At 72.7% G+C, this 24,843-nt stretch carries 28 protein-coding genes; 24 read left to right on the top strand and 4 right to left on the bottom strand.

Annotated elements, in window-relative coordinates; genetic code table 11:
- The first annotated feature begins 15 nt into the window (after window positions 1-15).
- From ftsY to PED38_RS06535, 3 genes are all read left to right on the top strand, one after another.
- The gene (ftsY, locus tag PED38_RS06545) at window positions 16-891 is read left to right on the top strand and encodes a signal recognition particle-docking protein FtsY (RefSeq protein WP_063072657.1); all 876 of its coding nucleotides are present in this window, start codon (window positions 16-18) and stop codon (window positions 889-891) included.
- Between the two features lie 38 nt (window positions 892-929).
- On the top strand, window positions 930-2,501 hold the full coding sequence (gene ffh / locus PED38_RS06540) for a signal recognition particle protein (RefSeq protein WP_270980396.1): 1,572 nt from the start codon (window positions 930-932) through the stop codon (window positions 2,499-2,501).
- A 145-nt stretch (window positions 2,502-2,646) separates the two neighbouring features.
- The gene (locus PED38_RS06535; protein ID WP_270980394.1) at window positions 2,647-3,024 is read left to right on the top strand and encodes a VOC family protein; all 378 of its coding nucleotides are present in this window, start codon (window positions 2,647-2,649) and stop codon (window positions 3,022-3,024) included.
- A gap of 28 nt (window positions 3,025-3,052) precedes the next feature.
- On the opposite strand, the gene PED38_RS06530 is transcribed toward PED38_RS06535, so the two are convergent.
- Together PED38_RS06530 and PED38_RS06525 are read right to left on the bottom strand one after the other, a co-directional pair.
- Window positions 3,053-4,246, bottom strand: a complete 1,194-nt coding sequence (locus PED38_RS06530; RefSeq protein ID WP_063072660.1) for a MarP family serine protease — start codon at window positions 4,244-4,246, stop codon at window positions 3,053-3,055.
- Window positions 4,247-4,265: 19 nt separating this feature from the next.
- Window positions 4,266-5,399, bottom strand: coding sequence for a glutamate--cysteine ligase (locus PED38_RS06525; RefSeq protein WP_063072661.1), 1,134 nt, complete (start codon window positions 5,397-5,399; stop codon window positions 4,266-4,268).
- A 271-nt stretch (window positions 5,400-5,670) separates the two neighbouring features.
- Between PED38_RS06525 and rpsP the strand changes: the two genes are divergently transcribed.
- From rpsP to trmD, 4 genes are read left to right on the top strand one after another with little or no spacing between them, the layout of a single operon-like run.
- Window positions 5,671-6,084 (top strand): 30S ribosomal protein S16, encoded by a 414-nt coding sequence (rpsP, locus tag PED38_RS06520; RefSeq protein ID WP_063072662.1) that lies wholly within the window; start codon window positions 5,671-5,673, stop codon window positions 6,082-6,084.
- A gap of 3 nt (window positions 6,085-6,087) precedes the next feature.
- A complete protein-coding gene (locus tag PED38_RS06515; RefSeq protein WP_012038054.1) occupies window positions 6,088-6,324 on the top strand; it encodes an RNA-binding protein in 237 nt (78 codons plus the stop codon).
- The gene (rimM, locus tag PED38_RS06510; RefSeq protein ID WP_107490213.1) at window positions 6,302-6,988 is read left to right on the top strand and encodes a ribosome maturation factor RimM; all 687 of its coding nucleotides are present in this window, start codon (window positions 6,302-6,304) and stop codon (window positions 6,986-6,988) included. Before PED38_RS06515 ends, rimM begins: the two co-directional genes overlap by 23 nt.
- Window position 6,989: 1 nt before the next feature.
- Complete coding sequence (trmD, locus tag PED38_RS06505) at window positions 6,990-7,676, top strand: tRNA (guanosine(37)-N1)-methyltransferase TrmD (RefSeq protein WP_063072664.1); 687 nt, start codon at window positions 6,990-6,992, stop codon at window positions 7,674-7,676.
- A gap of 15 nt (window positions 7,677-7,691) precedes the next feature.
- Here the strand turns inward: trmD and map are convergent, their stop codons facing one another.
- Window positions 7,692-8,459, bottom strand: coding sequence for a type I methionyl aminopeptidase (gene map, locus PED38_RS06500; protein ID WP_270980390.1), 768 nt, complete (start codon window positions 8,457-8,459; stop codon window positions 7,692-7,694).
- Window positions 8,460-8,529: 70 nt separating this feature from the next.
- Between map and PED38_RS06495 the strand changes: the two genes are divergently transcribed.
- The 9 genes from PED38_RS06495 to PED38_RS06455 all read left to right on the top strand — a co-directional run bounded on the left by PED38_RS06495 (window position 8,530) and on the right by PED38_RS06455 (window position 15,996).
- Window positions 8,530-9,021, top strand: coding sequence for a hypothetical protein (locus PED38_RS06495; RefSeq protein ID WP_270980389.1), 492 nt, complete (start codon window positions 8,530-8,532; stop codon window positions 9,019-9,021).
- A 173-nt stretch (window positions 9,022-9,194) separates the two neighbouring features.
- The gene (gene rplS / locus PED38_RS06490; RefSeq protein ID WP_063072667.1) at window positions 9,195-9,539 is read left to right on the top strand and encodes a 50S ribosomal protein L19; all 345 of its coding nucleotides are present in this window, start codon (window positions 9,195-9,197) and stop codon (window positions 9,537-9,539) included.
- Between the two features lie 66 nt (window positions 9,540-9,605).
- Window positions 9,606-10,358 (top strand): signal peptidase I, encoded by a 753-nt coding sequence (lepB, locus tag PED38_RS06485; protein WP_063072668.1) that lies wholly within the window; start codon window positions 9,606-9,608, stop codon window positions 10,356-10,358.
- Window positions 10,358-11,017 (top strand): ribonuclease HII, encoded by a 660-nt coding sequence (locus tag PED38_RS06480; protein ID WP_063072669.1) that lies wholly within the window; start codon window positions 10,358-10,360, stop codon window positions 11,015-11,017. The genes lepB and PED38_RS06480 overlap by 1 nt, the downstream gene beginning before the upstream one ends.
- 115 nt (window positions 11,018-11,132) lie before the next feature.
- Window positions 11,133-11,456, top strand: a complete 324-nt coding sequence (locus PED38_RS06475) for a DUF2469 domain-containing protein (RefSeq protein WP_063072670.1) — start codon at window positions 11,133-11,135, stop codon at window positions 11,454-11,456.
- Window positions 11,457-11,563: 107 nt separating this feature from the next.
- Window positions 11,564-11,920 (top strand): YraN family protein, encoded by a 357-nt coding sequence (locus PED38_RS06470; protein WP_063072671.1) that lies wholly within the window; start codon window positions 11,564-11,566, stop codon window positions 11,918-11,920.
- The gene (locus PED38_RS06465) at window positions 11,920-13,467 is read left to right on the top strand and encodes a YifB family Mg chelatase-like AAA ATPase (RefSeq protein WP_270980388.1); all 1,548 of its coding nucleotides are present in this window, start codon (window positions 11,920-11,922) and stop codon (window positions 13,465-13,467) included. Before PED38_RS06470 ends, PED38_RS06465 begins: the two co-directional genes overlap by 1 nt.
- A 119-nt stretch (window positions 13,468-13,586) precedes the next feature.
- Window positions 13,587-14,978 (top strand): DNA-processing protein DprA, encoded by a 1,392-nt coding sequence (gene dprA, locus PED38_RS06460; RefSeq protein ID WP_442870655.1) that lies wholly within the window; start codon window positions 13,587-13,589, stop codon window positions 14,976-14,978.
- 88 nt (window positions 14,979-15,066) lie between these two features.
- Window positions 15,067-15,996 carry a tyrosine recombinase XerC gene (locus tag PED38_RS06455; RefSeq protein ID WP_063072673.1) on the top strand — a complete coding sequence of 310 codons (930 nt, stop codon included), beginning with the start codon at window positions 15,067-15,069 and terminating at the stop codon, window positions 15,994-15,996.
- Between the two features lie 170 nt (window positions 15,997-16,166).
- On the opposite strand, the gene PED38_RS06450 is transcribed toward PED38_RS06455, so the two are convergent.
- Window positions 16,167-16,562, bottom strand: a complete 396-nt coding sequence (locus tag PED38_RS06450; protein ID WP_270980386.1) for a murein hydrolase activator EnvC family protein — start codon at window positions 16,560-16,562, stop codon at window positions 16,167-16,169.
- Window positions 16,563-17,267: 705 nt separating this feature from the next.
- On the opposite strand from PED38_RS06450, the gene PED38_RS06445 reads away from it, so the two are divergent.
- The 8 genes from PED38_RS06445 (at window position 17,268) to PED38_RS06410 (ending at window position 24,811) form a co-directional block, all read left to right on the top strand.
- A complete protein-coding gene (locus PED38_RS06445) occupies window positions 17,268-18,725 on the top strand; it encodes a sugar porter family MFS transporter (RefSeq protein WP_063072675.1) in 1,458 nt (485 codons plus the stop codon).
- A 226-nt stretch (window positions 18,726-18,951) separates the two neighbouring features.
- Complete coding sequence (gene rpsB / locus PED38_RS06440) at window positions 18,952-19,914, top strand: 30S ribosomal protein S2 (protein WP_063072676.1); 963 nt, start codon at window positions 18,952-18,954, stop codon at window positions 19,912-19,914.
- Window positions 19,915-20,024: 110 nt separating this feature from the next.
- Window positions 20,025-20,852, top strand: coding sequence for a translation elongation factor Ts (tsf, locus tag PED38_RS06435; protein WP_063072780.1), 828 nt, complete (start codon window positions 20,025-20,027; stop codon window positions 20,850-20,852).
- A gap of 155 nt (window positions 20,853-21,007) precedes the next feature.
- Window positions 21,008-21,724, top strand: a complete 717-nt coding sequence (gene pyrH / locus PED38_RS06430; RefSeq protein WP_270980382.1) for a UMP kinase — start codon at window positions 21,008-21,010, stop codon at window positions 21,722-21,724.
- A 148-nt stretch (window positions 21,725-21,872) separates the two neighbouring features.
- Window positions 21,873-22,391 carry a ribosome recycling factor gene (gene frr / locus PED38_RS06425; RefSeq protein ID WP_270980534.1) on the top strand — a complete coding sequence of 173 codons (519 nt, stop codon included), beginning with the start codon at window positions 21,873-21,875 and terminating at the stop codon, window positions 22,389-22,391.
- On the top strand, window positions 22,392-23,432 hold the full coding sequence (locus PED38_RS06420; protein ID WP_270980381.1) for a phosphatidate cytidylyltransferase: 1,041 nt from the start codon (window positions 22,392-22,394) through the stop codon (window positions 23,430-23,432).
- 10 nt (window positions 23,433-23,442) lie between these two features.
- Window positions 23,443-23,988 carry a DivIVA domain-containing protein gene (locus tag PED38_RS06415; RefSeq protein ID WP_270980380.1) on the top strand — a complete coding sequence of 182 codons (546 nt, stop codon included), beginning with the start codon at window positions 23,443-23,445 and terminating at the stop codon, window positions 23,986-23,988.
- Window positions 23,989-24,091: 103 nt separating this feature from the next.
- On the top strand, window positions 24,092-24,811 hold the full coding sequence (locus PED38_RS06410) for a hypothetical protein (protein WP_063072680.1): 720 nt from the start codon (window positions 24,092-24,094) through the stop codon (window positions 24,809-24,811).
- Window positions 24,812-24,843 lie beyond the last annotated feature (32 nt).

The following is a 24,843-nucleotide window of genomic DNA, read 5'->3' as shown; positions in this document are numbered from 1 at the left end:
GGCTACGCTGGGCACATGGCAGCCCGCACCCCCTGGTCCCTCTCCGGCGCGCTCCGCGGCATGTTCGCGAAGCCGACGATCGACGAGACCACGTGGGACGACCTCGAGACCGCCCTCATCACCGCGGACTTCGGCCCCGACGTCACCGAGGCCACCATCGACGACCTCCGCCAGAAGGTCGAGCGCTACCGTACGACCGACCCGCGCGACCTCCAGCGCATGCTCCGCGAGAGCATCGAGGAGCGGCTCGCGAAGCACGACCCCACGCTGAAGCTCAGCGCCCGGCCCGCCGTGATCCTCGTCGTCGGCGTCAACGGCGTCGGCAAGACCACCACCATCGGCAAGTTCGCCAAGTTCCTGCGCAACTACGGCCGCACGGTCGTGGTCGGCGCGGCCGACACGTTCCGCGCCGCGGCCGTCGACCAGCTCGCCACCTGGGCGGAGCGCGCGGGCGTGGAGATCGTGCGTCCCCAGCAGCCGGGGCAGGATCCCGCGAGCGTCGCCTTCCAGACCGTCGAGCACGCGATGCGCACGGGCACCGAGATGGTGATCATCGACACCGCCGGCCGCCTGCACACCAAGGGCGGCCTCATGGACGAGCTGTCGAAGATCCGCCGCGTCGTGGAGAAGCAGTCGCCCATCGCCGAGGTGCTCCTCGTGCTCGACGCGACGACCGGCCAGAACGGGCTCGCGCAGGCGCAGGCCTTCATCGAGCACGGCGGCGTCACGGGGCTCGTCATCACGAAGCTCGACGGATCCGCCAAGGGCGGCTTCATCCTCAACGTGCAGGAGCGCACGGGCATCCCGATCAAGCTCATCGGCCAGGGCGAGGGCATCGGCGACCTCACGGGGTTCACGCCGCACGTGTTCGCGCAGAACCTGGTCGGCTGACCCGGCGCCCGGCCGGCGCCGGTTAAGCTGGACCCACCATGGCTACCTTCGGAACACTCTCGGACCGCCTCGCCGAGACCTTCAAGAACCTGCGCGGCAAGGGCAAGCTCAGCGCCGCCGACGTCGACGGCACCGTCCGCGAGATCCGCCGCGCGCTCCTCGAGGCCGACGTCGCGCTCGATGTCGTCAAGGCCTTCACCGCGTCCGTCCGCGAGCGCGCCCTGGGCGGCGAGGTCAGCCAGGCGCTGAACCCGGCCCAGCAGGTCGTGCAGATCGTCAACGAGGAGCTCGTCGCGATCCTCGGCGGCGAGCAGCGTCGCATCCAGTTCGCCAAGCGCCCGCCGACGGTCATCATGCTCGCCGGGCTCCAGGGCGCGGGCAAGACGACCCTCGCCGGCAAGCTCGGCAAGTGGCTCGCCAAGGACGGCCACACGCCCATGCTGGTGGCGGCCGACCTCCAGCGCCCCAACGCCGTCCAGCAGCTGCAGGTCGTCGGCGAGCAGGCCGGCGTCCCCGTCTTCGCGCCCGAGCCCGGCAACGGCCGCGGCAACCCGGTGCGCGTCGCCAAGGACGCGATGAAGCACGCCGTCGACAAGCAGTACAGCGTCGTCATCATCGACACGGCCGGCCGCCTCGGCGTCGACCAGGAGCTCATGAAGCAGGCCGCGGACATCCGCAAGGCCACCGACCCCGACGAGGTCCTCTTCGTCATCGACGCCATGATCGGCCAGGACGCGGTCGCGACCGCGAAGGCCTTCCAGGACGGCGTCGACTTCACGGGCGTCGTGCTCTCCAAGCTCGACGGCGACGCACGCGGCGGCGCGGCCCTGTCGGTCGCCTCCGTCACCGGCCGCCCCATCATGTTCGCGTCCACGGGCGAGGGCCTCGACGACTTCGAGCCCTTCCACCCCGACCGCATGGCGAGCCGCATCCTCGACCTCGGCGACATCCTCACCCTCATCGAGCAGGCCCAGCAGGCCTTCGACGAGGAGGAGGCCATGGAGGTCGCCGCGAAGCTCGCGAACGACAGCTTCACGCTCGACGACTTCCTCAAGCAGATGCAGCAGCTGCGCGGCAAGGGCTCCATCAAGAAGATGATGGGCATGCTCCCCGGCATGGGCGCCATGAAGGAGCAGCTCGAGAACTTCGACGAGAAGGAGATCGTCCGCACCGAGGCGATCATCCAGTCGATGACCAAGGCGGAGCGCCAGAACCCGAAGCTCCTCAACGGCTCGCGTCGCCTCCGCATCGCGCGCGGATCCGGCATGACCGTCACCGACGTCAACGGGCTCGTGGAGCGCTTCGAGCAGGCCTCGAAGATGATGCGCACGGTCGCCCGCGGCGGCATGCCGCAGATCCCCGGCATGGGCCCGATGCCCGGCGCGCACTCGAGCCGGAAGCCCGTGCAGCAGAAGAAGAAGGGCTCGAAGTCAGGCAATCCCGCCAAGCGCGCGCAGGAGAACGCGGCGCTCGCGTCCGGCCAGCGGATCGGGGGCCCGACGGCTCCCGCGGGTTCCGGCTTCGGCCTGGCCGGGGCGGCGAAGGGCGGCGCGAAGGGCGCCCCGAGCGAGGAGGAGCTCGCCTCGCTGCAGAAGTTCCTCGGCCGCTGACCCGGTCGACCCGCACCGCCCTCGACGGCGTCCTCCCCACGGGGAGGGCGCCGTCGTCGCACGCCCTCGACGCGCGGGGCGCGGCGTGCCACGGTGGGGTCAGCGTCGCGGCCGTCCGTCGCGGCCCGCGCGTCAGGAGCCCCACGTGTTCGCACCCGTCGCCGCCTTCAGCGGCTTCAGCGTGGACGACGTCCCCGCCGCGCTCGCCTTCTACCGCGGCACGCTCGGCCTCGAGGTCGAGGAGGTGCCCGAGATGGGCATGCTCCGGCTCGTGCTCCCCGGATCCGGCGCGCACGTCCTCGTCTATCCCAAGCCGGACCACGTCCCCGCCGCGTTCACCGTCCTGAACCTCGCGGTGGAGGACGTGGAGGCGGCGGTGGTCGTGCTGAACGACCGCGGCATCGTCACCGCGATCGACGAGGGGATGCCGACGGACGCCCGCGGCATCATGCGCGGGCACGGCCCCGACATCGCGTGGTTCCACGATCCGGCCGGCAACGTGCTGTCGGTGGTCGCGGCGTGAGGCGTCGCGGTCGGGCCGCGCAGCCGGATCAGACGGAGCAGCGGCCCGAGTCGACGGGCGCCGTGGCGCCGGCCTGCTGCAGCACGGGCGCGATCTCGTCGAGCGTCATCGCGTAGCCCGTCTGGGAGTCGACGGTCGAGGTCGCGAACACCAGGCCGACCACACGGCCCTGCACGTCGAACAGGGCGCCGCCCGAGTCGCCCGGGCGGACGGTGCCGCGCACGGAGTAGATCTCGCGCGTCACCGGCTGCTCGTGCTGGATGTCCGTGCCGAGCGCCTGCACCACTTCGCGGACGCGCGCACCGGTGGCCTGGTACGGCCCGCCGCCGGGATACCCCGCGACCACGGCCTCGTCGGACGGGCCGAGCTCGTCGCCGAGCGCGAGGGGTGCGGCGGTGAGCCCCGGCACCGCGAGGACGGCGACGTCGCGGGCCGGGTCGAACACGACCAGCCGGGCCCGCAGCAGCTCTCCCGTGCCGCCCGGCTGCACGTAGACCTCGTCGGACCCGGTCACGACGTGCGCGTTGGTGACCACGCGCCCGTCCTGCACGACCCAGCCGCTGCCGGACGACGACGTGCCGCACGCGGGCGCCGAGGAGAGGATCTTCACGACGCTGCCAGCGGACCGCCGCACCGCGTCGGGCACGTCGGCGTCGGGCGCCGCCGTGTCGGCGATCGACTCCTGGCCGTTCGCGAAGACGCGCGGGTAGCCCACGTCGTGCAGCGCGTCGTCGAGCGCGGAGAGCGCGGAGCCGCTGGAGATCGGGCTGACGCGGTCGAGGGTCGCGAGGATGCGCGAGGAGGACGCGAGCTGCACGGCCGGGATCACGCCGCTGGATCCGAGGAAGCCGCCGATGAACCACACCGACACCGCCCACGCGGCGAGGCCGGCGACCGCGCCGACCCCGCGGTCGAGGCCCTGCGCCGCGCCGCGGGGACGCAGCAGGCGCGTGAGGACGCTGGCGACCTGGGCGAGGATCCCGCTCACGAGCGAGGTCGTCACGAGCATCAGCAGCGCGGCGGCGACGGTCCGCATGATCCCCGTGGCCACGCCGAACCGGTCGAGCAGCGCGAGGAACGCGGGCGTGATGGCGAGCGCCAGCAGCACGCCCAGCACGATCCCGGCCAACCCGGCGACGGTGACGATGGCCCCGCGACGCCAGCCGGCGAGGGCGGCCACGACCGCGACGACGAGGATGACGATGTCGACGGCGGGGCTCACCTCGACAGTCTGCCCCGGGTCACCGACCGAGTCCTGAGCGCAGCTCCTCCACGAGGTGCGTCACCACCGGGGCGAGCGCCCCGTCGTTCTCCTCCGCGACGCGCAGCTGCCGCTGGTAGCTCGCGCCGCCGTCGACGATGTCGAGGATCCCGCCGAGCTCGGCCGCGCAGCCGAGCTCCTCGGCCACGGGGGAGAGGCGCTCCACGAGGGCCCGCGTGTCGTCGCCGACGAGGGCCTCGTCGCCCGCCGCGTCCTGGATCACGATGGCGTCCATCCCGTACCGCGCCGCGCGCCACTTGTTCTCGCGCACGAACCACGGCTGCATCCGCGGCAGCTCCTCGCCGCGGTCGAGCGCGGCGGACATGTCGTGCACGAGGCACTGCACGAGGGCGGCCAGCGACGCGATCTCCCGCAGCGTGGACACGCCGTCGAACACGCGCGTCTCGAGGGTGCCCCACTTCGGCGCCGGCCGGATGTCCCACCGCAGCTCGCTGTGGTGGTCGATGACGCCCACGTGCGTCATGTCGCCCACGAGCCGCTCGTAATCGGCCCAGGTCGTCAGGTCCGGCGGCAGCCCCGCGGTCGGCAGCTGCTGGAACATGAGCGCGCGGTTGGACGCGTACCCCGTCTCCTGCCCCGACCAGTAGGGGCTCGACGCGCTGAGCGCCTGGAACCGGGGGAGGTGCACGAGCAGCGCGTTGAGGATGGGGAGCGCCTTGGACGCGTCGTCGATGCCGACGTGCACGTGCACGCCCCAGATCATCATCTGCCGACCCCACCACCTGGTGCGGTCGAGGAGGGTGGCGTACCGCTCGTTGTCGGGCGTCACGTCCTGGTCCGGCCAGGCGCTGAAGGGATGGGTGCCGGCGCACATCAGGTCGATGCCGAGCGGGTCGGCGACGTCCACCACGCGCTCGATGAGGCGGGCGAGGTCGTCCACCGCGTCGCCGACCCGGGCGTGCGGCGCGCTCACGACCTCGACCGTGTTGGTGAGGAACTCCCCGGTCACGTGCGGATGCGCGTCGTCATGCGGGAACGAGCGGAGGATCTCGGGCGCGGCCCCCGCGAGCTCCCCGGAGCCGCGGTCGACGCACGCGAGCTCCCACTCGATCCCGACGCGGGAGGGCGGCTGCCGGGCGAAGTCGATCTGCATGCGGGTCCTGCCGTCCACGGGGTCTCGGGGCGCATGCGCCGGGTGTCGTCCGATCATGCCACGCACCCTCCGGGGCAGCCGGGCGGTGGCGCCGTGCGGCGCGCCGGGGACGGGGTATTGGCGACGGCCGGCGTCTGCCATAATGATCTGTCGAGTCCGCGATCGTCCGACCCTCTAATCAGGCGCCGCGAGACCCCATCGAACCTATGCCGAGTGTGCCCCCACGCTCACGGCCGTCAGTTCACCCCACACAAAGAAATTCAGGAGAATTGTGGCTGTCAAGATCCGTCTGAAGCGCCTGGGCAAGATCCGCGCGCCGTATTACCGCATCGTCGTCGCCGACTCGCGCACCAAGCGCGACGGCCGCGTCATCGAGGAGATCGGCAAGTACCACCCCACCGAGGAGCCCTCGTTCATCGAGGTCCAGTCGGAGCGGGCGCAGTACTGGCTCTCCGTGGGCGCCCAGCCCACCGAGCAGGTCGAGGCCCTCCTCAAGCTCACGGGCGACTGGGGTCGCTTCAAGGGCGACAAGGACGCGGTCTCCACCGTCCGCACCCGCGAGGCGAAGCCCGCCTACGTCGCCGACGAGAAGAAGAAGCCGGTCCTCAAGCCCAAGACCGAGAAGGCCGCCCCCGCGCCGGAGGCCGTCGAGGCCCCTGCCGAGGCGACCGAGGAGCAGGCCTAGCCCATGCTCGCTCCCGCGCTCGCTCATCTGGTCAAGGGCATCGTCGAGCACCCGGACGACGTCTCCGTGACGAGCAAGGGATCCCCCCGCGGCGAGGTCCTCGAGGTGCGCGTGCACCCCGAGGACCTCGGCCGGGTCATCGGCCGCGCGGGTCGCACCGCGAAGGCCCTTCGGACCCTGGTGTCGGCTCTCGCCGACGGCCAGCGCGTCCGCGTCGATGTGGTGGACACCGATTCCTGAGGTCGAGGGCCGGGACCCCGCGGCGTTCCGCGTGGGTCGGCTCACCAAGGCGCACGGGCTCAAGGGCGCCGTGAAGCTCGAGCTGTTCACCGACGATCCCGCCAAGCGCTTCGTCCCCGGCGCCGAGTTCAGCCTGCAGGTCCCGGAGTCCTCGCCCTGGCACGGCCGCACCCTCACGCTCACCGAGCTGCGCTGGTACAACAGCCACCCCGTCGGCTTCTTCGAGGGCGTCGCCGACCGCACGGCCGCCGAGTCGCTCGCGAAGGCCATCCTCTGGATGACGCCCCCCGCCGACGAGCCCGCCGAGCCCGACGCCTGGTACGACCACCAGCTGGTGGGGCTGAAGGTCCTCCGCGACGGCGTCGAGGTCGGCACCGTCTCGCTCGTCGACCACTTCCCGGCGCAGGACCTGCTGCACGTCGACACGCCCTCCGGCACGGTCCTCGTCCCCTTCGTCCAGGCCATCGTGCCCTCGGTCGACGTCGAGGCCGGCACCCTGGTGGTCACGCCGCCGCTCGGGCTCTTCGAGGACGTCGCCGAGGCTCCGGAGCCTGCGTCCGACGCGCCCGCGTCCAATGCCTCCGCGAGCGACGCTCCCGCGGCCGGGCAGGGCGGATCCGAACCCGGCGCGGATCCCGCGTCCGAGGCCGACGACGCCCGCTGACATGCGGATCGACATCGTCTCGATCTTCCCGGAGTTCTTCGGGGTGCTCGACATCTCCCTCCTCGGCCGTGCTCGGCAGTCCGGCCTCATCGACCTGCGCCTGCACGACCTCCGCTCCTTCACGCACGACCGGCACCGCACCGTCGACGACACCCCGTACGGCGGCGGCGCCGGCATGGTCATGCGCCCCGAGCCGTGGGGCGAGGCGATCGACGAGGTCCTCGCCGACGACACGGATCCCGTCGTCATCTTCCCGTCGCCCGCGGGCGACGTCTTCACGCAGGCGATGGCGCAGGAGCTCTCCGCCGAGCCGCACCTCGCCTTCGGCTGCGGCCGGTACGAGGGCATCGACCAGCGCGTGGTGGACCACACCGCGACCCGCGCCCGCGTGCGGCTCGTGAGCCTCGGCGACTACGTGCTGAACGGCGGCGAGGTCGCGGTGATGGCGATGATCGAGGCCATCGGGCGACTGGTGCCGGGCGTCGTCGGCAACCCCGCGAGCCTCGTCGAGGAGAGCCACTCCGACGGTCTGCTCGAGCACCCCAGCTACACGAAGCCGCCCGAGTGGCGCGGCCTCGCCGTGCCCGAGGTCCTGCGCAGCGGCAACCACGGCGCCATCGCCTCCTGGCGGCGCGAGCAGCAGCTCGAGCGCACGCGCCGGGTCCGTCCGGACCTGCTGCCCGACTGACGGCCGCGTCGCTCGCTAGGAGCGCGCGGTGAGGATGAGCGGGCCGTCCTCCGTGATGGCGACCGTGTGCTCCATGTGCGCGCCACGGGAGCCGTCGACGCTCCGGAGCGTCCACCCGTCCTCGTCCGTGCGGATCTTGTCGGTGCTCTGCAGGAACCACGGCTCGATGGCGATGACGAGGCCGGGGCGCAGCGGCACGCCGCGGTTCGGACGGCCCTGGTTCGCGATGTGCGGGTCGCCGTGCATGGTGCGGCCGACGCCGTGGCCGCCGAAGTCGGTGTTGACGGAGTAGCCCGCCTCGGTCGCGACGGCGCCGATGGCCGCGGAGATGTCGCCGGTGCGGCCCCCGGGCTGCGCGGCGCGTATGCCCGCGTCGAGCGCGGCCGTCGTGACCTCGATGAGACGCACGTCCTCCGGTCGCGGGGTGCCGACGATGATGCTGACCGCCGAGTCGCTGACCCAGCCGTCCACCGACGCGGCGAAGTCGAGGCTCAGGAGGTCGCCGTCCTGCAGCCGGTAGTCGTGGGGGAGGCCGTGCAGCACGCCGTCGTTCACGGAGGTGCAGAGCACCTTCCCGAAGGGGCTCGCGCCGAAGGACGGGTGGTAGTCGATGTAGCAGGACTCGGCGCCGCGCTCGCGGATCATGCGGTGCGCCGCGCGGTCGAGGTCGAGCAGGTTGACCCCCACGTCCGCCTGGGCGGCGAGGGTCGTGAGCACCTTCGCCACGAACTCCCCGGCGGGTCGCATCTGGTCCATCTCGGCGGGCGTTCGCAGTTCGATCACCCGGTCGATCCTACGCGAGGGGCTCCGCGGAGCCTCCGCACCGCCCAGGTTCCGCTCCTACCATGGGGTCATGCAGCAGTCCCCGGCCCTCGCCCTCCGTCGCGCGCTGCACCGTTGGCAGCCCCTCGCCGTCGTCGTGCTCCCGGCGTGGCTCCTGGTGGGCTGGGCCGCCTTCGGCTCCGGCGGCTGGGAGCTGCTCCTCGTGATCATCGCGGCCGGGGCCCTCGGCGTCGCGCTCGTCGCGGGCCTCGGGCTGGTGCGCGCCCGCCGGTCGGTGCGCGAGTCGCGGGCCCTGTCCGCCCTCGACGCGGTCGCGCTGGGCGTGACCACCGTCGCGGTCATCGGCACGGGCACCTACTCCCTCGTGAGCACCTGGTGCGCCGTCCTGGCGGTGCTCTCGGTCGTCGCGCTCCTCGTCCTGGCCGTCCGCCAGCTGCTCGTGGAGACCCGGCAGCGCATGCAGGACGTCCTCTCCACGATCGAGCGCGACGCCCAGCCGCGTCCGCCGGAGTGGAAGGCCGCCGAGGGGCCGGACGCGGGCCGCACCATCCGCCTCGACTGATCCGCGCCCCCCTTCGGCCCGGCGCTTTGCTTTCGACGCGCCCGAGGTGGCAGAATGAGCGATCGTGCCTGCCGCCGACCCTGCCACGGGGGAGTCGGCCACTCGTGCGGGCCGTTCCCCTTCCAGACATTGATGCGCAGTCGACCCGTGGCGGTTGCAGAGAGCGGTACACCATGCACATCCTCGATTCCGTCGACCAGGCGTCGCTGCGGTCGGACATCCCCGACTTCCGCGCCGGCGACACCGTCAAGGTCCACGTCAACATCGTCGAGGGCAGCCGCTCGCGCATCCAGGTGTTCCAGGGCATCGTCATCGGCCGTCAGGGCGAGGGCGTCCGCGAGACGTTCTGCGTCCGCAAGGTCAGCTTCCAGGTCGGCGTCGAGCGCACCTTCCCGGTGCACTCCCCGGTCATCGACCACATCGAGGTCGTGACGCGCGGCGACGTGCGTCGCGCCAAGCTCTACTTCCTGCGCGACCTGCGCGGCAAGAAGGCGAAGATCAAGGAGAAGCGCTCCTAGCGCATCCCCACCTGTCCTCCGACCGAGCTCCCGGCATCTACACTTGCCGGGAGCTCAGGCGGTTAAATGACAGATAGCACGACGCCCGCGGACACCAGGTCCTCGGGCAGGCACAGCGGCAGCGGGTCCCGAGGATGGAAGACGTTCCTCCGGGACGTCCTCGTCATCTTCGTGGTGGCCCTCCTCGTATCGGTCCTGATCAAGGCGTTCCTGATCCGGTCGTTCTACATCCCCTCCGCATCGATGGAGGACACGCTGCAGATCAACGACCGCATCGTCGTCAACCAGCTCACCCCGCGCCTCATGCCGCTGCAACGGGGCGACGTCGTCGTGTTCCGTGATCCGGGCGGGTGGCTCACGCCCTCACCCCAGGTCGACAAGCCGCCGATCGCCGCCGCGGTCGACTGGGCACTCACGACGGTGGGGCTGTCCGCGTCCGACAGCAACGACCACCTCATCAAGCGCCTCATCGGCCTGCCGGGAGACCACGTCTTCTGCTGCAACTCCCTCGGTCAGATGAGCGTGAACGACGTCCCGCTGGACGAGCCCTACATCAAGCTCGTCCCGGGCGTCACACGGGCATCCGACGTGGACTTCGACGTCACCGTCCCGGCGGACTCGCTCTGGGTCATGGGGGACAACCGCGGCAACTCCTCGGACTCCCGCTACAACCAGGAGGGGCCGACGAGGGGGTTCGTGCCCATCGACCACGTCGTCGGCCGCGCGTTCGTGATCACGTGGCCCATCGACCGCTGGACGATCCTGGGCGACCACCCCGAGACGTTCGGCGACGTGCCGGACGCGGTCCCCGCCGGCTGATGCCGGTCGCGGATCCGACCCTCGACCTCGAGCGCGAGCTGCTCCGCGCGGGATCGGCGCTCGTGATCGGCTGCGACGAGGTCGGGCGCGGGGCCCTGGCCGGCCCCGTCGCGGTGGGCATGGCGGCCGTCGGCTACGACGCCGGCGCGTTCCCGGTGGGCCTGCGCGACTCGAAGATGCTCAGCGAGAAGCGCCGCGAGGCCCTGCACCCCCTCGTCTCCGCCTGGGTGCGGCACTCCGCCGTCGGCATGGCATCGGCGGAGGAGGTCGATTCGCTCGGCATCACGGCGTGCCTGGGCCTCGCCGGGCGCCGCGCGCTCGTCGAGCTGCACCACCTCGGCGTGCCCCTCCTCGACAGCGTCGTCCTCCTCGACGGGTCGCACGACTGGCTGACGCCCGCCCTCGCGCATCCGGTGCCGGTGCGGCTGCGCGTCAAGGCGGACCGCGACTGCGCCTCCGTCTCGGCGGCGTCCGTGCTCGCGAAGGTCCACCGCGATCGCCTGATGGCCGCATGGCACGATGAGTCGCCCGAGTACGGCTGGGCCGGCAACAAGGGCTACGGCAGCCCGGCGCACCTGGACGCGATCCGGGCGAGCGGGGCGTCGCCGATCCACCGGCGCACCTGGCTCACGGGCGTGCTGGCGGCCCCGGGCGTCTGAGCCCCGTCCCCTCAGGAGCGGATGCGGCGCACGGGTCGCGTGTCATGCGGCGCGGGCCCGGCGTCGGCCCCGGCCGGACGACGGTGGCCGCGGGGGCGGTTAGGATCGACGGACCATGGATGACGACGAGTTCGAGGACTACGACCGCGAGGTGGAGCTCGCGCTCTACCGGGAGTACCGGGACATCGTGTCCCAGTTCACGTACGTGGTCGAGACCGAGCGGCGCTTCTACCTCGCCAACGAGGTCGATCTCGTGCGACGCGACACGGAGCACGACTTCTACTTCGAGCTCACCATGACCGACGTGTGGGTGTGGGACGTGTACCGCTCCGACCGGTTCGTGAAGTCCGTCCGCGTGCTCACCTTCAAGGACGTCAACGTCGAGGAGCTGTCGGCGAAGGAGTTCGAGCTCCCCAAGGAGCTCGCCATCGACGAGTAGGGCGCGTCGCTCCCTCCCCAGGCGGGGGCTCCGCCCATCCGGCACCATCCCGTCCCGGACCACGTCCGTCTCCGCGCGCATCGCGCATCCTCTTCGCGGAGGTGCCCATGACACGCACGCAGGACCTGGGACGACGCGGCGAGGAGCTCGCCGCACGGCATCTGATCGAACGGGGGTACACCCTCGTCGAGCGCAACTGGCGGTGCCGCGAGGGGGAGATCGACCTCGTCATGCGCCACGCGGGCACCACGGTGCTCGTGGAGGTGAAGACCCGCGCGGGCCTCGGATACGGGCATCCTCTGGAGGCCGTGACGCGCGTCAAGGCCGCGCGGCTCCGCGTGCTCGCCGGGCTGTGGTGCCAGGAGCATCCCGATCATCGCGGCCCGGTCCGCATCGACGTGGTGGGGGTGATGTGGCCTCCCGGCGCGGAGCCGACCGTCGATGTCGTGCGGAGCGCCTGCTGATGGCCGTCGGACGCACGCTGGCCGTCGCCCTCTCCGGCCTCGACGGGTCGCTCGTCGACGTCGAGGCGGACATCACGAGCCAGCTGCCCGGCTTCGTCCTCATCGGGCTGCCGGACGCCGCGCTCAGCCAGGCGCGGGAGCGCGTCCGGGCGGCCACGGGGAACGCCGGATGCGAGTTCCCGGTCCGACGCGTCACCGTCAACCTCTCGCCGGCCGTCCTGCCCAAGCACGGCTCGGGCTTCGACCTCGCCATCGCCCTGGCGGTCCTGGCCGCCGGCGGATCCGTGTCGGCCGAGTCCGTCGCTGGCACGGTGCACCTGGGCGAGCTGGGGCTCGACGGGCGGCTGCGTCCCACGCACGGCGTGCTCCCCGCGGTGCTCGCGGCCCGTCGGGCGGGATGCCGGCGGGTCATGGTGCCGCGGTGCCACGCCGACGAGGCCTCGCTCGTGCCGGACATGCGGGTGGTCGCCGTGTCCGGCCTGCGCGAGGCGGCCATCCACCATGGCGCGGAGCTGGAACCGGAGCCGGACGCCGGCGATGTCGTCCACGGCCCGCCGGCATCGGCCGCCGTCCAGCCGGGGACGGCCGATCCGAGGCCGTGCCTCGGGGACGTGGTGGGCAACGAGGAGGCCGTGGACGCGCTCGTCGTCGCGGCGGCCGGTGGCCACCACATGTTCCTGCTCGGGCCACCTGGCGCGGGCAAGACGATGCTCGCCCAGCGGCTGCCCGGTCTCCTGCCCGACCTCGACGAGGAGGCGGCGCTCGAGGTCGGCTGCGTCCGCTCCCTGTGCGGCGACCAGCTCGGCCCGGAGCTGCCCGTGCGTCCGCCGCTGGAGGCACCGCACCACACGGCGAGCGCCTCCGGCCTGGTCGGCGGCGGCAGCGGCCGCATCCGACCCGGAGCCGCCGTCCGGGCCAGCGGGGGAGTGCTGTTCCTCGACGAGGCGCCGGAGTTCTCGGGGGCGGTGCTGGACTGCCTGCGGCAGCCGCTGGAGTCGGGGGTCGTGAGCATCCACCGGGCCAACGGCGTCGCCCACTTCCCCGGCCGCTTCCAGCTGGTCATGGCCGCGAACCCGTGCCCGTGCGGGTCGTTCGGCGTGCCCGGCGCCGACTGCACGTGCCCGCCGCAGGCCCGCCGCCGGTACCTCGCCCGCCTGTCGGGACCGCTCATGGACCGCATGGACATCCGGCTCACCGTGCGCCGGGTCACGAGCGCCGTCCACCGAGCCGCCGACGGGGCTCCTCGCACGACCACGGAGTCCGGCCGTGCCCGCGTCGCCGTCGCCCGCGCTGCCGCCGCCGAGCGCTGGTCCGGGACGCCGTGGCGGCTCAACGCCCACGCGTCCGGGCCCTGGCTCCGGCGGGAGGCGGGCCTCGGCCGCGGGGCCACCGCCTCGCTCGACCGCGCCCTCGACCGCGGGCTCATCACCATGCGCGGCTACGACCGCGTGCTCCGCATCGGGTGGACGCTGGCCGACCTCGACGGCGCCCCGCGCCCCGATGCCGACCACCTCGGGCGCGCCCTCCTCCTGCGGGGCGCATCGTGACCGACGGCGGCGTGGACGTGGGCGCCGCGCCGGACGGCGAGCGCACCGAACCCCTCGCGGGCCTCGAGCGCGCGCCCGCACCCGGCGATGCACGGGCTCGGACGGTCGCGCGGCTCGGGATGTCCGCGGCGGAGGCGCGGGAGCTCGTGGCGGCCCTCCGGCCGACCGCCCCCACCGACGGCGTCGGCGACGGAGACGATGCGCCCGAGATCGTGGCGCGCTGCACCTGGTCCGGGATCGCGGAGCCGGGTGACCGCGTCGCCGGTGCGGTCGTCGGGGTCCTCGGGGCGGCGGGCGCCCTCGCTGCCGTGGTCGACGTGCGGTCCGCGGACGGGGTCGTGGGTCGCATGGTCGACGCCGGACTCGTCCTCGAGGCCGACGGCCGCGATGCGCTCGTCGACGAGGTGCGCGCCGCGCTCGAGCGGTGGAGGCCGCGTGTCGTGCGCACCGAGGCGATGGCCAGGCTGCACGCGGCCCGCGCCGTCGGCGCTCGGGTGCTCGTGCCCGGGGACCCGGCGTGGCCCGACGGCGCGGACGACCTCGGGCCGCATGCCCCGCTCGTCCTCTGGTGGACCGGCGAGGAGCGGGCTCTGGCCGCCCTCCCGAGATCCGTCGCGGTCGTCGGCGCCCGTGCCGCCACCGGGTACGGCGAGCACGTCACCGCCGAGCTCGCCAGCGGGCTCGTCGACCGCGGCATGGAGATCGTGTCGGGCGGGGCCTACGGCATCGACGGCGTCGCTCACCGAGCGGCCGTCGCATCCGGAGGCAGGACCGTCGCCTTCCTCGCGGGGGGCGTCGATCGCCTGTACCCGGCGGGGCACACGGAGCTCTTCGGCCGGATGCGCCGGGACGGGGCGCTCGTGTCCGAGCTGCCCTGCGGCGCCTCGCCCACTCGCTGGAGGTTCCTGTTGCGCAATCGGCTGATCGCCGCCGTCAGTGCCGCCACGGTGGTCGTGGAGGCGGGGGCCCGCAGCGGATCGCTCAACACGGCCAACCACGCGCTGGCGCTGGAGCGACCGCTGGGAGCCGTGCCCGGACCCGTCACGAGCGTCTCCTCGTCCGGCTGCCACCGGCTGATCCGCGAGTCCGGAGCCGTGTGCATCACCTCGGCGGAGGATGCGATGGAGCTCGTCCCGGCCGACAGGGGAGGCGCGTGGGAGGACGCGGGCGTCGTCCGCGCGTCGAGACCCGATGACGTCACGCGGCATCCTGCGGGAGCCGCTGCCGGGCCCCGGACGTTCCCGTCGCACGCGCCGGCCCCGCGTCCGTCCGGGCCGTCTCCGGACGAGGCGGGGCGCGCTCGGACGTCGAGCGCGGACGCCGTGGCCGACCCGCGGGTGACACGCGTCCTCGACGCGTTGAGCACCCGGCGAGCGCGGGAGACCTCCGAGGTCGCCTCCCAGGCGGGTCTGGGCATCGCGGAGACGTCGTCCGTCCTCGGACGGCTCGAGCTCGAGGGCCACGTCGCGCGTCCGGACGGGGGTTGGGTCCGTCGTCCGTCCTCGCGATGACTCGGGACCGCGCCGGATGCGGACGGGCGACGCCCCTCGTCCGGCGCGGAGCGTCGGCGTGCGGGGGAGGAGACCGTAGCCTTCGGGCATGGAGACGCCTCGGACCGGTCGCACCCCCCTCGAGCGGGACATCGACGGCTTCGGCGTCGCGCTCCGGCTGGAGCGGGGCAGCTCGGCGAACACCGTGCGGTCCTACGCGTCTGACCTCCAGGACCTGGCCGCGCATGCGGCCAGCCAGGGCGTCACCGCCGCCGCCGATCTCGATCTCGAGCTGCTGAGGGACTGGATGTGGCGCGGATCCCAGGCGCGGCTCGCCCCCGCCACCCTCGCACGACGCTCCGCGGCCGTCCGGGGATTCTGCGCATGGCTCCTGCGGGAGGGGCGGATCGACGCCGATCCCGCGGCGCGGCTGAAGGCCCCCCGCGCCGGGACGCATCTCCCGCGCGTCCTCGCCCGCGAGCAGATGTCCGCCCTCCTCGACGGACTCGCCGCGCGCGCCGCGGAGGACGAGCCGGCTGCCCTGCGTGACCTGGCCGTCGTCGAGCTGCTGTACGCCTCGGCGCTCCGCGTGTCCGAGCTCATCGGCCTCGACCTCGGCGACATCGATCCGTCGCGCTTGACCGCTCGCGTCGTCGGGAAGGGCGACCGCGAGCGCGTCGTGCCGTTCGGCGTGCCCGCTGCCGAGGCGCTGGACGCCTACGTCACGCGCGGCCGACCCCATCTCGTCACCCCGCGGACCGGCAGCGCCCTCATGCTCGGCGCCCGCGGAGGGCGTCTCGGTCCGCGCGCCGTCTACGGGCTCGTCGCGTCGCTGCTCGAGGGCATCCCCGGCTCGGGGCCGCAGGGGCCGCACGCGCTCCGGCACACGGCGGCCACCCACCTCCTGGACGGCGGGGCGGACCTGCGCACCGTGCAGGAGATGCTCGGGCACGCCAGCCTCGGGACCACGCAGATCTACACGCATGTCTCCGTCGACCGGCTGCGCCGCAGCTACGCGGGTGCGCACCCGCGCGCCTGAGACGCGGCGGGCGCGTCTGCGGCAGCGCGTGGACGCACGCGTGCCCGCGTCGGATGCCGGAGCGGGGAGCGCTCGCGCGCGACGCGCCCGTCCGGCGGCGTCCGTCGCCGCGGGCCACCGGGCCGTCGCGGTCGCCTGGTCCGTGCGCGCCGATGCACGGGCCGGACGCTTCAGGGGTCCAGCGGCAGCAGCACCGCGTGGCGGAGCGACGCGAGGAGCAGAGCCGGATCCACGTACTCGCCGTGGAGCCGGGCCCCGAGGTGCACGCCGCCGTCGGGCTCGTGCCGGGGCGCGGCGGCCACGGTCCCGATGACCTGCCCGACCGACACGCGCTCCCCGGCGGAGACGGTCGGGACGACGGGCTCCACCGAGGACACGAGCCCGTCCGCGTGACGGATGCTGACGACGGGTCGATCGACGACGACGCCCGCGAACGACACCGTGCCGTCGGCGGGCGCCAGGACCTCGGCGCCCGGATCCGCGGCGATGTCGACGCCGCGATGACCGGGGCCGTACGCGGTGGCCGGCGGCGAGAAGGGGCGCGTGACCGTGTGCGGAGGGCGCACCGGCCACCGCCACCGGGGCGCCACGGACGACGCGGACGACGCGGACGACGCGGACGACGCGGACGACGCGGATGCGCCGTCGGCACCCTCGGCACCGGACCCGCGACCCGCGCTGCCGTCATCCGCGGCTACGGCTACGGCCGCGCATGAGGCCGCACCAACGGCTACGGCCGCGCATGAGGCCGCACCAACGGCTACGGCCGCGCATGAGGCCGCACCAACGGCTACGGCCGCACTTGAGGCCGCGCCTGCGGTCGGCGTCGTCCACCGCTCCGCGCCGATCGCGCGCATCGCGTGCGATCGCGGGACGGCCCCGAGCGCCACCGCCGTCTCGCTCGGGCAGGTAGGCCCCACGGCGAGGGCGCATGCCGTCGTGAGGGCGGCGACCACGACGCGGGCCGCTCGGACCGTCCCCCTCCGTCCCCGCCACGCGCCGCCGGCACCCTCTGCCAGCGCCACCCGATGCCCCGACGCTTCCGCCCCCGCCGATCCCGCCCGTCCCGCCCGGTCCGCCCCTCGCACTCTCACCCGTCCCGCCCGGTCCGCCCCTCGCGCCCTCGCCCGTCCCGCCTGTGCCCGCATCCGCTCCCGCCTCCCGCTCGTCGACGCCGCGCGCGCCGACGTCACGCGGTCCAGGATGCGGGCCCGCTAGCACGGGCGTCGCCGGGCGACCCGCACCGCGGAGAAGTGGCAGAGTGGTCCGTTGTGAACGAGACGACGACCCCCCGGGATGAGAAGAAGCTCCAGCGACGCGCGATCGGGTTGGCGGTCTCCGCCGCGGTGGGGGGCTTCCTCTTCGGGTTCGACTCCTCGGTCATCAACGGCGCGGTCTCCGCGATCCAGGGCCGGTTCGCGCTGAGCGAGACGCTCATCGGACTCGCCGTCGCGAGCGCCCTGCTCGGCTGCGCGCTCGGCGCCTACCTCGCGGGTCGCATCGCGGACCGCTTCGGACGGCGCTGGACCATGATCGCGGGCGCGTTCTTCTTCTTCATCAGCGCGTTCGGCTCCGGTCTCGCGTTCAGCGTCTGGGACCTCACCATCTGGCGCGTCATCGGCGGACTGGGCATCGGCATCGCGTCGGTCGTCGCCCCCGCGTACATCGCGGAGATCTCTCCGAAGCTCCTCCGCGGCCGGCTCGCGTCGCTCCAGCAGCTCGCGATCACGCTCGGCATCTTCACCGCCCTGCTCTCCGACGCCGTCTTCGCCGGGGCCGCGGGAGGCGCGTCCGAGGGCTTCTGGCTCGGCCTGGAGGCCTGGCGCTGGATGCTCCTCGTCTGCGCCATCCCCGCCATCGTCTACGGCTTCCTCGCCTTCCGCCTCCCCGAGTCGCCCCGCTTCCTCGTGGAGAAGGGCCGCAAGGACGAGGCCCAGGCGATCCTCGCGAGCGTCTGGAAGCAGGAGGACATCGACCGCGCCAGCCGCGACCTCGAGCGCCAGATCGAGGAGGACCGCGTCGCCAAGCGCACCGGCACGCTCCGCGGACGGAAGTTCGGCCTGCAGGGCATCGTCTGGATCGGCATCATCCTGTCCGTGTTCCAGCAGTTCGTCGGCATCAACGTGATCTTCTACTACTCCACGACGCTCTGGCAGGCCGTCGGCTTCGACGAGTCCCAGTCGCTCACCACCTCGGTCATCACGGCCGTCACCAACGTCGCCGTCACCTTCATCGCCATCGCCCTGGTCGACCGCATCGGCCGCCGACCGATCCTCCTGACCGGCTCGCTCGCCATGGCCGTGTCCCTCGCCGTCATGGCCGTCTGCTTCAGCCAGTCCGCGACCGTCGACGGCGAGGTGGCGCTGCCGCAGCCCTTCGGCGTCATCGCGATCATCGCGGCCAACGTCTTCGTCATCGGCTTCGGCGCCTCGTGGGGCCCGCTCGTCTGGGTGCTGCTCGGCGAGATCTTCCCGAACCGCATCCGCGCGAAGGCGCTCGGCGTCGCCGCGATGGCCCAGTGGATCGCCAACTTCGTCATCACCGTCTCGTTCCCGGCGCTCTCCGCGTTCTCGCTGCCCTTCACCTACGGCATGTACGCGGCGTTCGCCGCCCTCTCGTTCGTCTTCGTGCTCATGAAGATCCCGGAGACCAACGGCATGTCGCTCGAGGAGGCCGAGACGCTCTTCGTCGACAAGCCCAAGAAGCGCAAGGACGCCGCGCGCCGCTGACCCGGCGGACCGCTCCGCGGGTGGTACCATCGACCAGCACCCGATCCAGGTCGGGTGACTACGCGTGCCCATCAGGCCTCCGCATCCACTCGGTCTCCTCCCGGCGATGATCCCTGTCGCTCGAGGAGCGGATGCGCGCCGGGCACCAGGATCAGCGGTCGTCCCGACCGCCGAGCGAACCGACGAGGCGCGCCGCGCGAGCGCGCGCCGGAACAGGAGTACGGCCATGGCCGTCGTCACCATCCGCCAGCTGCTCGACTGCGGCGTCCACTTCGGTCACCCGAAGACGCGCTGGAACCCGAAGATGAAGCGCTTCATCTTCACCGAGCGCTCCGGCATCTACATCATCGACCTCCAGCAGTCGCTGGCCCTCATCGACAAGGCCTACGACTTCGTCAAGGAGACCGTCGCCCACGGCGGCACCATCCTCTTCGTCGGCACCAAGAAGCAGGCGCAGGAGTCCATCGCCGAGCAGGCGCAGCGCGTCGGCCAGCCCTACGTCAACCAGCGCTGGCTGGGTGGTCTGCTGACCAACTTCCAGACCGTGCACAAGCGCCTCAACCGCCTCAAGGAGCTCGACCTCGTCGACTTCGACGACACGACGCGCGGCTTCACCAAGAAGGAGCTCCTCATCCAGCGTCGCGAGCGCGACAAGCTGGAGAAGAGCCTCGGCGGAATCCGCAACCTGACCAAGACGCCGTCGGCGATGTGGGTCGTGGACACCAAGAAGGAGCACCTCGCGATCGACGAGGCGCGCAAGCTCGGCATCCCCGTCATCGGCATCCTCGACACCAACTGCGACCCGGACGAGGTCCAGTACCCGATCCCGGGCAACGACGACGCGATCCGCTCCGTCGCGCTGCTGACGCGCATCATCGCCGACGCCGCCGCCGAGGGCCTCATCCAGCGCCACCAGAAGCCCGACGCCGAGGGCTCCGCGCCCGCCGAGCCGCTGGCCGATTGGGAGCGCGAGCTGCTCGAGCAGGGCGACGCCGCCAAGGCCGAGCTGCCCGTCGAGGAGAACGACGTCGACGCCGAGGTCTCCGCCAAGAACGAGGCGAAGTCCGAGGACGAGGTCCCCGCCCCCGTGCACGCCCCCGAGTCCGACGACGCCACCGAGGCGAAGATCGAGGCCGAGGCGACCGAGGCCGAGGCAGCGCCCTCCACGACGGTCCCTGTCTCCGAGTAGTCCGCCACACGCACCATCCCGACGGGCGGGCGCGGGGAACCGCGCCCGCCCGTCGGGCACTCACCACCGGGACACCCCCGGATCATCACCTACAGAAGGAGTCCATGAGCATGGCGAACTTCACTGCCGCTGACGTCAAGGAGCTGCGCGACCGCCTCGGCGCCGGCATGATGGACAGCAAGAACGCGCTGGTCGAGGCCGACGGCGACATCGAGAAGGCCATCGAGATCCTGCGCCTCAAGGGCCAGAAGGGCAACGCGAAGCGCGGCGACCGCTCCACCGCCGAGGGCCTCGTCGCCGCATCCGAGGAGGGCGGCGCCGCCACCCTCATCGAGCTCGCGTGCGAGACCGACTTCGTCGCGAAGAACGACAAGTTCATCGCGCTGTCCGAGTCCGTCCTCGCCGCGGTCGTCGCGGCCGGCGCGTCCACCGTCGAGGAGGCCCTGCAGGCCCCCGCCGGCGAGCAGACCGTCGACCAGCTCATCAGCGACCAGGCCGCCATCCTCGGCGAGAAGATCGCGCTCCGCCGCGTGGTCCGCCTCGCCGGCGAGCACCAGGAGGTCTACCTCCACCGCACGTCGAAGGACCTCCCGCCCCAGGTCGGCGTCGTCGTCGACTACTCGGGCACCGACGCCGAGACGGCCCGCAGCATCGCGCAGCACATCGCGTTCGCCGACCCGGAGTACCTCGCCCGCGAGGACGTCCCGGCGGACAAGGTCGAGGCCGAGCGCGCGATCGTCACCGAGATCTCCCGCAACGAGGGCAAGCCCGAGGCCGCCCTGCCGAAGATCATCGAGGGTCGCCTCACCGGCTTCTTCAAGCAGGTCGCGCTCCTCGAGCAGGACTACGCGAAGGACAACAAGCAGTCGGTCAAGAAGGTCGTCGAGGCCGCGGGCCTCACGATCACGGGCTTCGCCCGCTTCAAGGTCGGCGCGTAGCACCACCACGGGGAGCCCGGGTCATCGCGACCCGGGCTCCCTTCGCCATGCCCGGGCCCGGACGGCGGCGTGATCCGCCGTCGTCCCCACCCTGGCGCCACAGTAGATTGGACCGGGGCCTGATGCGGCTCCGACCGAGGGACGGGAACAGCACCATGACCGATCAGACCACCAGGCGCCGCGTCCTCCTCAAGCTCTCGGGGGAGTCCTTCGGCGGCGGCCAGATGGGCGTCGACCCGGACGTCGTGAGCGCCCTGGCGCGCGAGATCGCGGAGGCGGCAGAGGCCGTCGAGGTCGCCATCGTCGTCGGCGGCGGCAACTTCTTCCGCGGCGCGCAGCTCTCGCAGCGGGGCATGGACCGAGGCCGCGCCGACTACATGGGCATGCTCGGCACCGTGATGAACGCCCTCGCCCTCCAGGACTTCCTCGAGCAGGCCGGTGCGGCGACGCGCGTGCAGTCCGCCATCTCGATGACCCAGGTCGCCGAGCCCTACATCCCGCGTCGCGCGGAGCGCCACCTCGAGAAGGGCCGCATCGTCATCTTCGGCGCCGGAGCGGGTCTGCCGTACTTCTCCACCGACACGGTCGCCGCCCAGCGCGCGCTGGAGATCCAGGCCGTCGAGGTGCTCGTCGCCAAGAACGGCGTCGACGGCGTCTACACGGGGGACCCGCGCACGGATCCGTCCGCCACGCTCCTCGACACGCTCACCTACCAGGACGCGCTCCAGCAGGGGCTCAAGGTCGTCGACTCGACCGCGTTCTCCCTCTGCATGGACAACGACATGAAGATGGTGGTCTTCGGCATGGAGCCCGGCGGCAACGTCACGCGCGCCATCCGGGGCGAGCGCATCGGCACCATCGTCTCCAACTGACGAGGTCGTCCGCCCGCCGGCCCCGCGGCCGCGCCGGGCGGGATGGCCTCCCCATCCGCGTTAAGATCGATCGGGCGCCTGCCGCGTCCGCGCTACCGAAGGAGATCCCGTGACCGTCGCCGAAGTCCTCGCAGATGCCCGAGACCGGATGGGCAAGGCCGTCGAGTCGGTGAAGGAGGACTTCGGATCCGTCCGCACGGGCCGCGCCAACCCCGCCCTCTTCCAGAAGGTCCTCGTCGAGTACTACGGCAGCCCCACGCCGCTCGGCCAGCTCGCCAGCATGAACAACCCGGAGGCGCGGACGCTCATCGTCACGCCCTACGACAAGACGGCGCTCAGGGAGATCGAGAAGGCGCTCGTGAACGTCCCCAACCTCAGCGCCACCGTCGGCAACGACGGCGAGATGGTCCGCCTCACGCTCCCTGAGCTCACGGAGGACCGCCGCAAGGAGTTCGTCAAGATCGTCCGCGGCAAGGCCGAGGAGGGGCGCGTGAGCGTCCGCAACATCCGCCGCCGCTCCAAGGACGAGCTGGACGCGCTCAAGGGCGAGGTCGGCGACGACGAGGTGTCCCGTGGTGAGAAGGAGCTCGAGGCCCTCACCAAGACGCACACCGACCAGGTCGACGACGCGCTGAAGCGCAAAGAGACCGAACTCCTCGAGGTCTAGGTGGACAGCCCCGACGATCCCGCCGAGCGGGCGCCCGTCGTCCCGCCCGCGACGGGGCCCGGCGGCGCTCCGCGGATCCGGCGGCACCGCGGCCGCGTGACCCGCGCGGACTTCGAGGCGCAGGTGCAGGCGACGCGTGCCGACCTCACCGCCCAGGTGCGGGCGACCCGCGCCTCGCTGGAGGCGACGAACGACCGCATCAACGCGCGCACCGGACGCAACCTGCTGTTCGCCGTGTCCGTGGGCCTGCTGCTCGGCGGGGTCGTGCTCGTCAGCCTCGTCGTGGTGAAGGAGCTGTTCGTCCTGATCGCCATGGCGCTCATCGCGTTCACGGCGTACGAGCTGGCGACGGCCCTCCGTCAGGCCGGTCGGCGCGTGCCGCGCGTCGGGTCCGTGGTGGCGGTGGTCGCCTACCTGCCGCTCACCTACCTCTGGCGGCCCGACGGGCAGTGGCTCGGCTTGCTCGGCACCATGGCCGGCCTCGCCCTGTGGCGCGTCGTCGAGCAGGCGGTACCGGCCCGACGCACGTCCTCCCGGGCGCTCGCGGGCGACATCGGCTCGAGCCTCTTCCTGCTCGCCTACGTCGGCCTCCTCGGGTCGTTCGCCGTCCTGCTCACGGCCGAGGACGGCGGCGAGTGGTGGACGCTGGCGTTCCTCATCCTCGTGGTCTGCTGCGACACGGGCGCATACGCGGCGGGCCTCAACTTCGGCAAGCACCCCATGGCCCCGACGATCAGCCCGAAGAAGACGTGGGAGGGGTTCGCGGGTGCGGCGGTCGCGGCGGTCCTGGCCGGCGTCCTCGTCGCCGAGTTCATGATCCACCAGCCGTGGTGGTTCGGCGTGGTCATGGGCCTCGTCATCGTCGTGACCGCGACGATGGGCGACCTCGCCGAGTCGCTGATGAAGCGGGACCTCGGCGTGAAGGACATCAGCTCCTGGCTGCCGGGCCACGGCGGGTTCCTCGACCGGCTCGACTCGATCCTCCCGTCCGCCGCCGTGGCCTACGCGCTGTTCCTCATCGTCCAGGGCGTTCCCTCGTAGGATGTCCCGGATGACCACCACCTTCCCGACCGCCGGGCGCCGCGAGCGCGGCTACGACCCCGCGCAGGTCGACGCCTTCCTGCAGGACGCGCGCCGCTGCTACGACGACGAGGCCGACCGCTCCCTCACCTCGGAGACCATCCGCCGCGTGTCCTTCGACATGCGCCGTGGCGGCTACTCGGCCGCCGCGGTCGACCGCGTGCTCGAGCGCCTGGAGGACGCCTTCGCGGTGCGCGAGCGCGACCGCACGGTGGCCCGCGTCGGCGCGGACGCCTGGAACGCGGAGGCGCGACGGGCGGCGCAGGAAATCCTCGACCGGGTCAGCCGTCCGGCGGGGGAGCGCTTCGACCGGGCGGGGCTCCTCACGACCGGGTACGACCGCCGCGAGGTCGACCGCTTCGCGGACCGCGTCGCCAAGTACTTCCGCGGCACGAAGCCCATGAGCGTCGACGACGTGCGCACGGTGGCCTTCCACCCGTGTCGCGGCGGCTATCGCGAGGCGCAGGTGGACCTGCTCCTCGACGCGGTGGTCGACGTGATGAACGCCGTCCGCTGAGGCGACCCACGGTTCCTCCACCGCATCCGCGCCTGGCAGGACGCCCCCGATCCGGCTCTCGACTCGCCATCGAGGTAACGGATGGGTAAAGTCGAGCGGAGTTATGGGTAGACACGCGCACGACCTCGCCCCTCGCCAGCCGCTCACCGCCGCTCCGAGGCCCGTCCGCCGACGCCGATCGGCGTTCTCCCGTGTGGCGGCCCCCACCATCGCCTTCGGCGCGGCCGCCGCGTTCATGCTGGTCAACGTCGTGGATCCCACGTCGGGCGCGGTCGCGAACCCGCAGTACCAGGAGTACCAGGCCACGGTCGCCCAGCTCGCCCGGGCCGACGCCCAGACGCTCACCGTGGCGTCCGCGGAGACGACGGTCGAGATCGAGCCGGGCTTCCAGTCCGTCGCCCCGCCGCCGCCACCGCCCCCGCCCGTCGTCGCTCCCGCTCCGTCGACCGGCTCGGGATCGGGTACCGGTGCCAAGGCGTCCGGCGGGTCCCCGTCCTCCGGCGGACCGGTGGCCGTCCCGGATCCCGGCAGCGCGCGCGGCATCGCCCGCAGCATCCTCGCGTCGCAGGGCATGGGCGACGACCAGTTCGCGTGCCTCGACTACCTGTGGAACAAGGAGTCCGGCTGGCGCACCAACGCGTACAACCCGAGCGGCGCGTACGGCATCCCGCAGGCGCTGCCCGGCAGCAAGATGGCGTCCGCCGGCGCCGACTGGCAGACCAACCCCGCAACGCAGATCACCTGGGGCCTCGGCTACATCGACTCGCGCTACGGCACCCCGTGCGGCGCCAAGGCGCACAGCGTCCTGAAGAACTGGTACTGACCCGACGCCCGTCCGGATCCCGATCCGGACGG

The sequence above is a fragment of the Clavibacter sp. CT19 genome, assembly GCF_027858075.1.
Classification (GTDB): Bacteria; Actinomycetota; Actinomycetes; order Actinomycetales; family Microbacteriaceae; genus Clavibacter; species Clavibacter tessellarius_A.
This window is presented reverse-complemented; position numbering and strand designations above follow the sequence as displayed.

Bases quoted from the DNA above. Each gene is read 5' to 3' on its own strand.
- ftsY (WP_063072657.1), top strand. From the start codon at position 16: ATGGCAGCCCGCACCCCCTGGTCCCTCTCCGGCGCGCTCCGCGGCATG.
- ffh (WP_270980396.1), top strand. From the start codon at position 930: ATGGCTACCTTCGGAACACTCTCGGACCGCCTCGCCGAGACCTTCAAG.
- PED38_RS06525 (WP_063072661.1), bottom strand. From the start codon at position 5,399: ATGCAGATCGACTTCGCCCGGCAGCCGCCCTCCCGCGTCGGGATCGAG.
- PED38_RS06515 (WP_012038054.1), top strand. From the start codon at position 6,088: ATGCTCGCTCCCGCGCTCGCTCATCTGGTCAAGGGCATCGTCGAGCAC.
- rimM (WP_107490213.1), top strand. From the start codon at position 6,302: ATGTGGTGGACACCGATTCCTGAGGTCGAGGGCCGGGACCCCGCGGCG.
- trmD (WP_063072664.1), top strand. From the start codon at position 6,990: ATGCGGATCGACATCGTCTCGATCTTCCCGGAGTTCTTCGGGGTGCTC.
- PED38_RS06495 (WP_270980389.1), top strand. From the start codon at position 8,530: ATGCAGCAGTCCCCGGCCCTCGCCCTCCGTCGCGCGCTGCACCGTTGG.
- rplS (WP_063072667.1), top strand. From the start codon at position 9,195: ATGCACATCCTCGATTCCGTCGACCAGGCGTCGCTGCGGTCGGACATC.
- lepB (WP_063072668.1), top strand. From the start codon at position 9,606: ATGACAGATAGCACGACGCCCGCGGACACCAGGTCCTCGGGCAGGCAC.
- PED38_RS06480 (WP_063072669.1), top strand. From the start codon at position 10,358: ATGCCGGTCGCGGATCCGACCCTCGACCTCGAGCGCGAGCTGCTCCGC.
- PED38_RS06475 (WP_063072670.1), top strand. From the start codon at position 11,133: ATGGATGACGACGAGTTCGAGGACTACGACCGCGAGGTGGAGCTCGCG.
- PED38_RS06470 (WP_063072671.1), top strand. From the start codon at position 11,564: ATGACACGCACGCAGGACCTGGGACGACGCGGCGAGGAGCTCGCCGCA.
- PED38_RS06465 (WP_270980388.1), top strand. From the start codon at position 11,920: ATGGCCGTCGGACGCACGCTGGCCGTCGCCCTCTCCGGCCTCGACGGG.
- dprA (WP_442870655.1), top strand. From the start codon at position 13,587: ATGTCCGCGGCGGAGGCGCGGGAGCTCGTGGCGGCCCTCCGGCCGACC.
- PED38_RS06455 (WP_063072673.1), top strand. From the start codon at position 15,067: ATGGAGACGCCTCGGACCGGTCGCACCCCCCTCGAGCGGGACATCGAC.
- rpsB (WP_063072676.1), top strand. From the start codon at position 18,952: ATGGCCGTCGTCACCATCCGCCAGCTGCTCGACTGCGGCGTCCACTTC.
- tsf (WP_063072780.1), top strand. From the start codon at position 20,025: ATGGCGAACTTCACTGCCGCTGACGTCAAGGAGCTGCGCGACCGCCTC.
- pyrH (WP_270980382.1), top strand. From the start codon at position 21,008: ATGACCGATCAGACCACCAGGCGCCGCGTCCTCCTCAAGCTCTCGGGG.
- frr (WP_270980534.1), top strand. From the start codon at position 21,873: ATGGGCAAGGCCGTCGAGTCGGTGAAGGAGGACTTCGGATCCGTCCGC.
- PED38_RS06415 (WP_270980380.1), top strand. From the start codon at position 23,443: ATGACCACCACCTTCCCGACCGCCGGGCGCCGCGAGCGCGGCTACGAC.
- PED38_RS06410 (WP_063072680.1), top strand. From the start codon at position 24,092: ATGGGTAGACACGCGCACGACCTCGCCCCTCGCCAGCCGCTCACCGCC.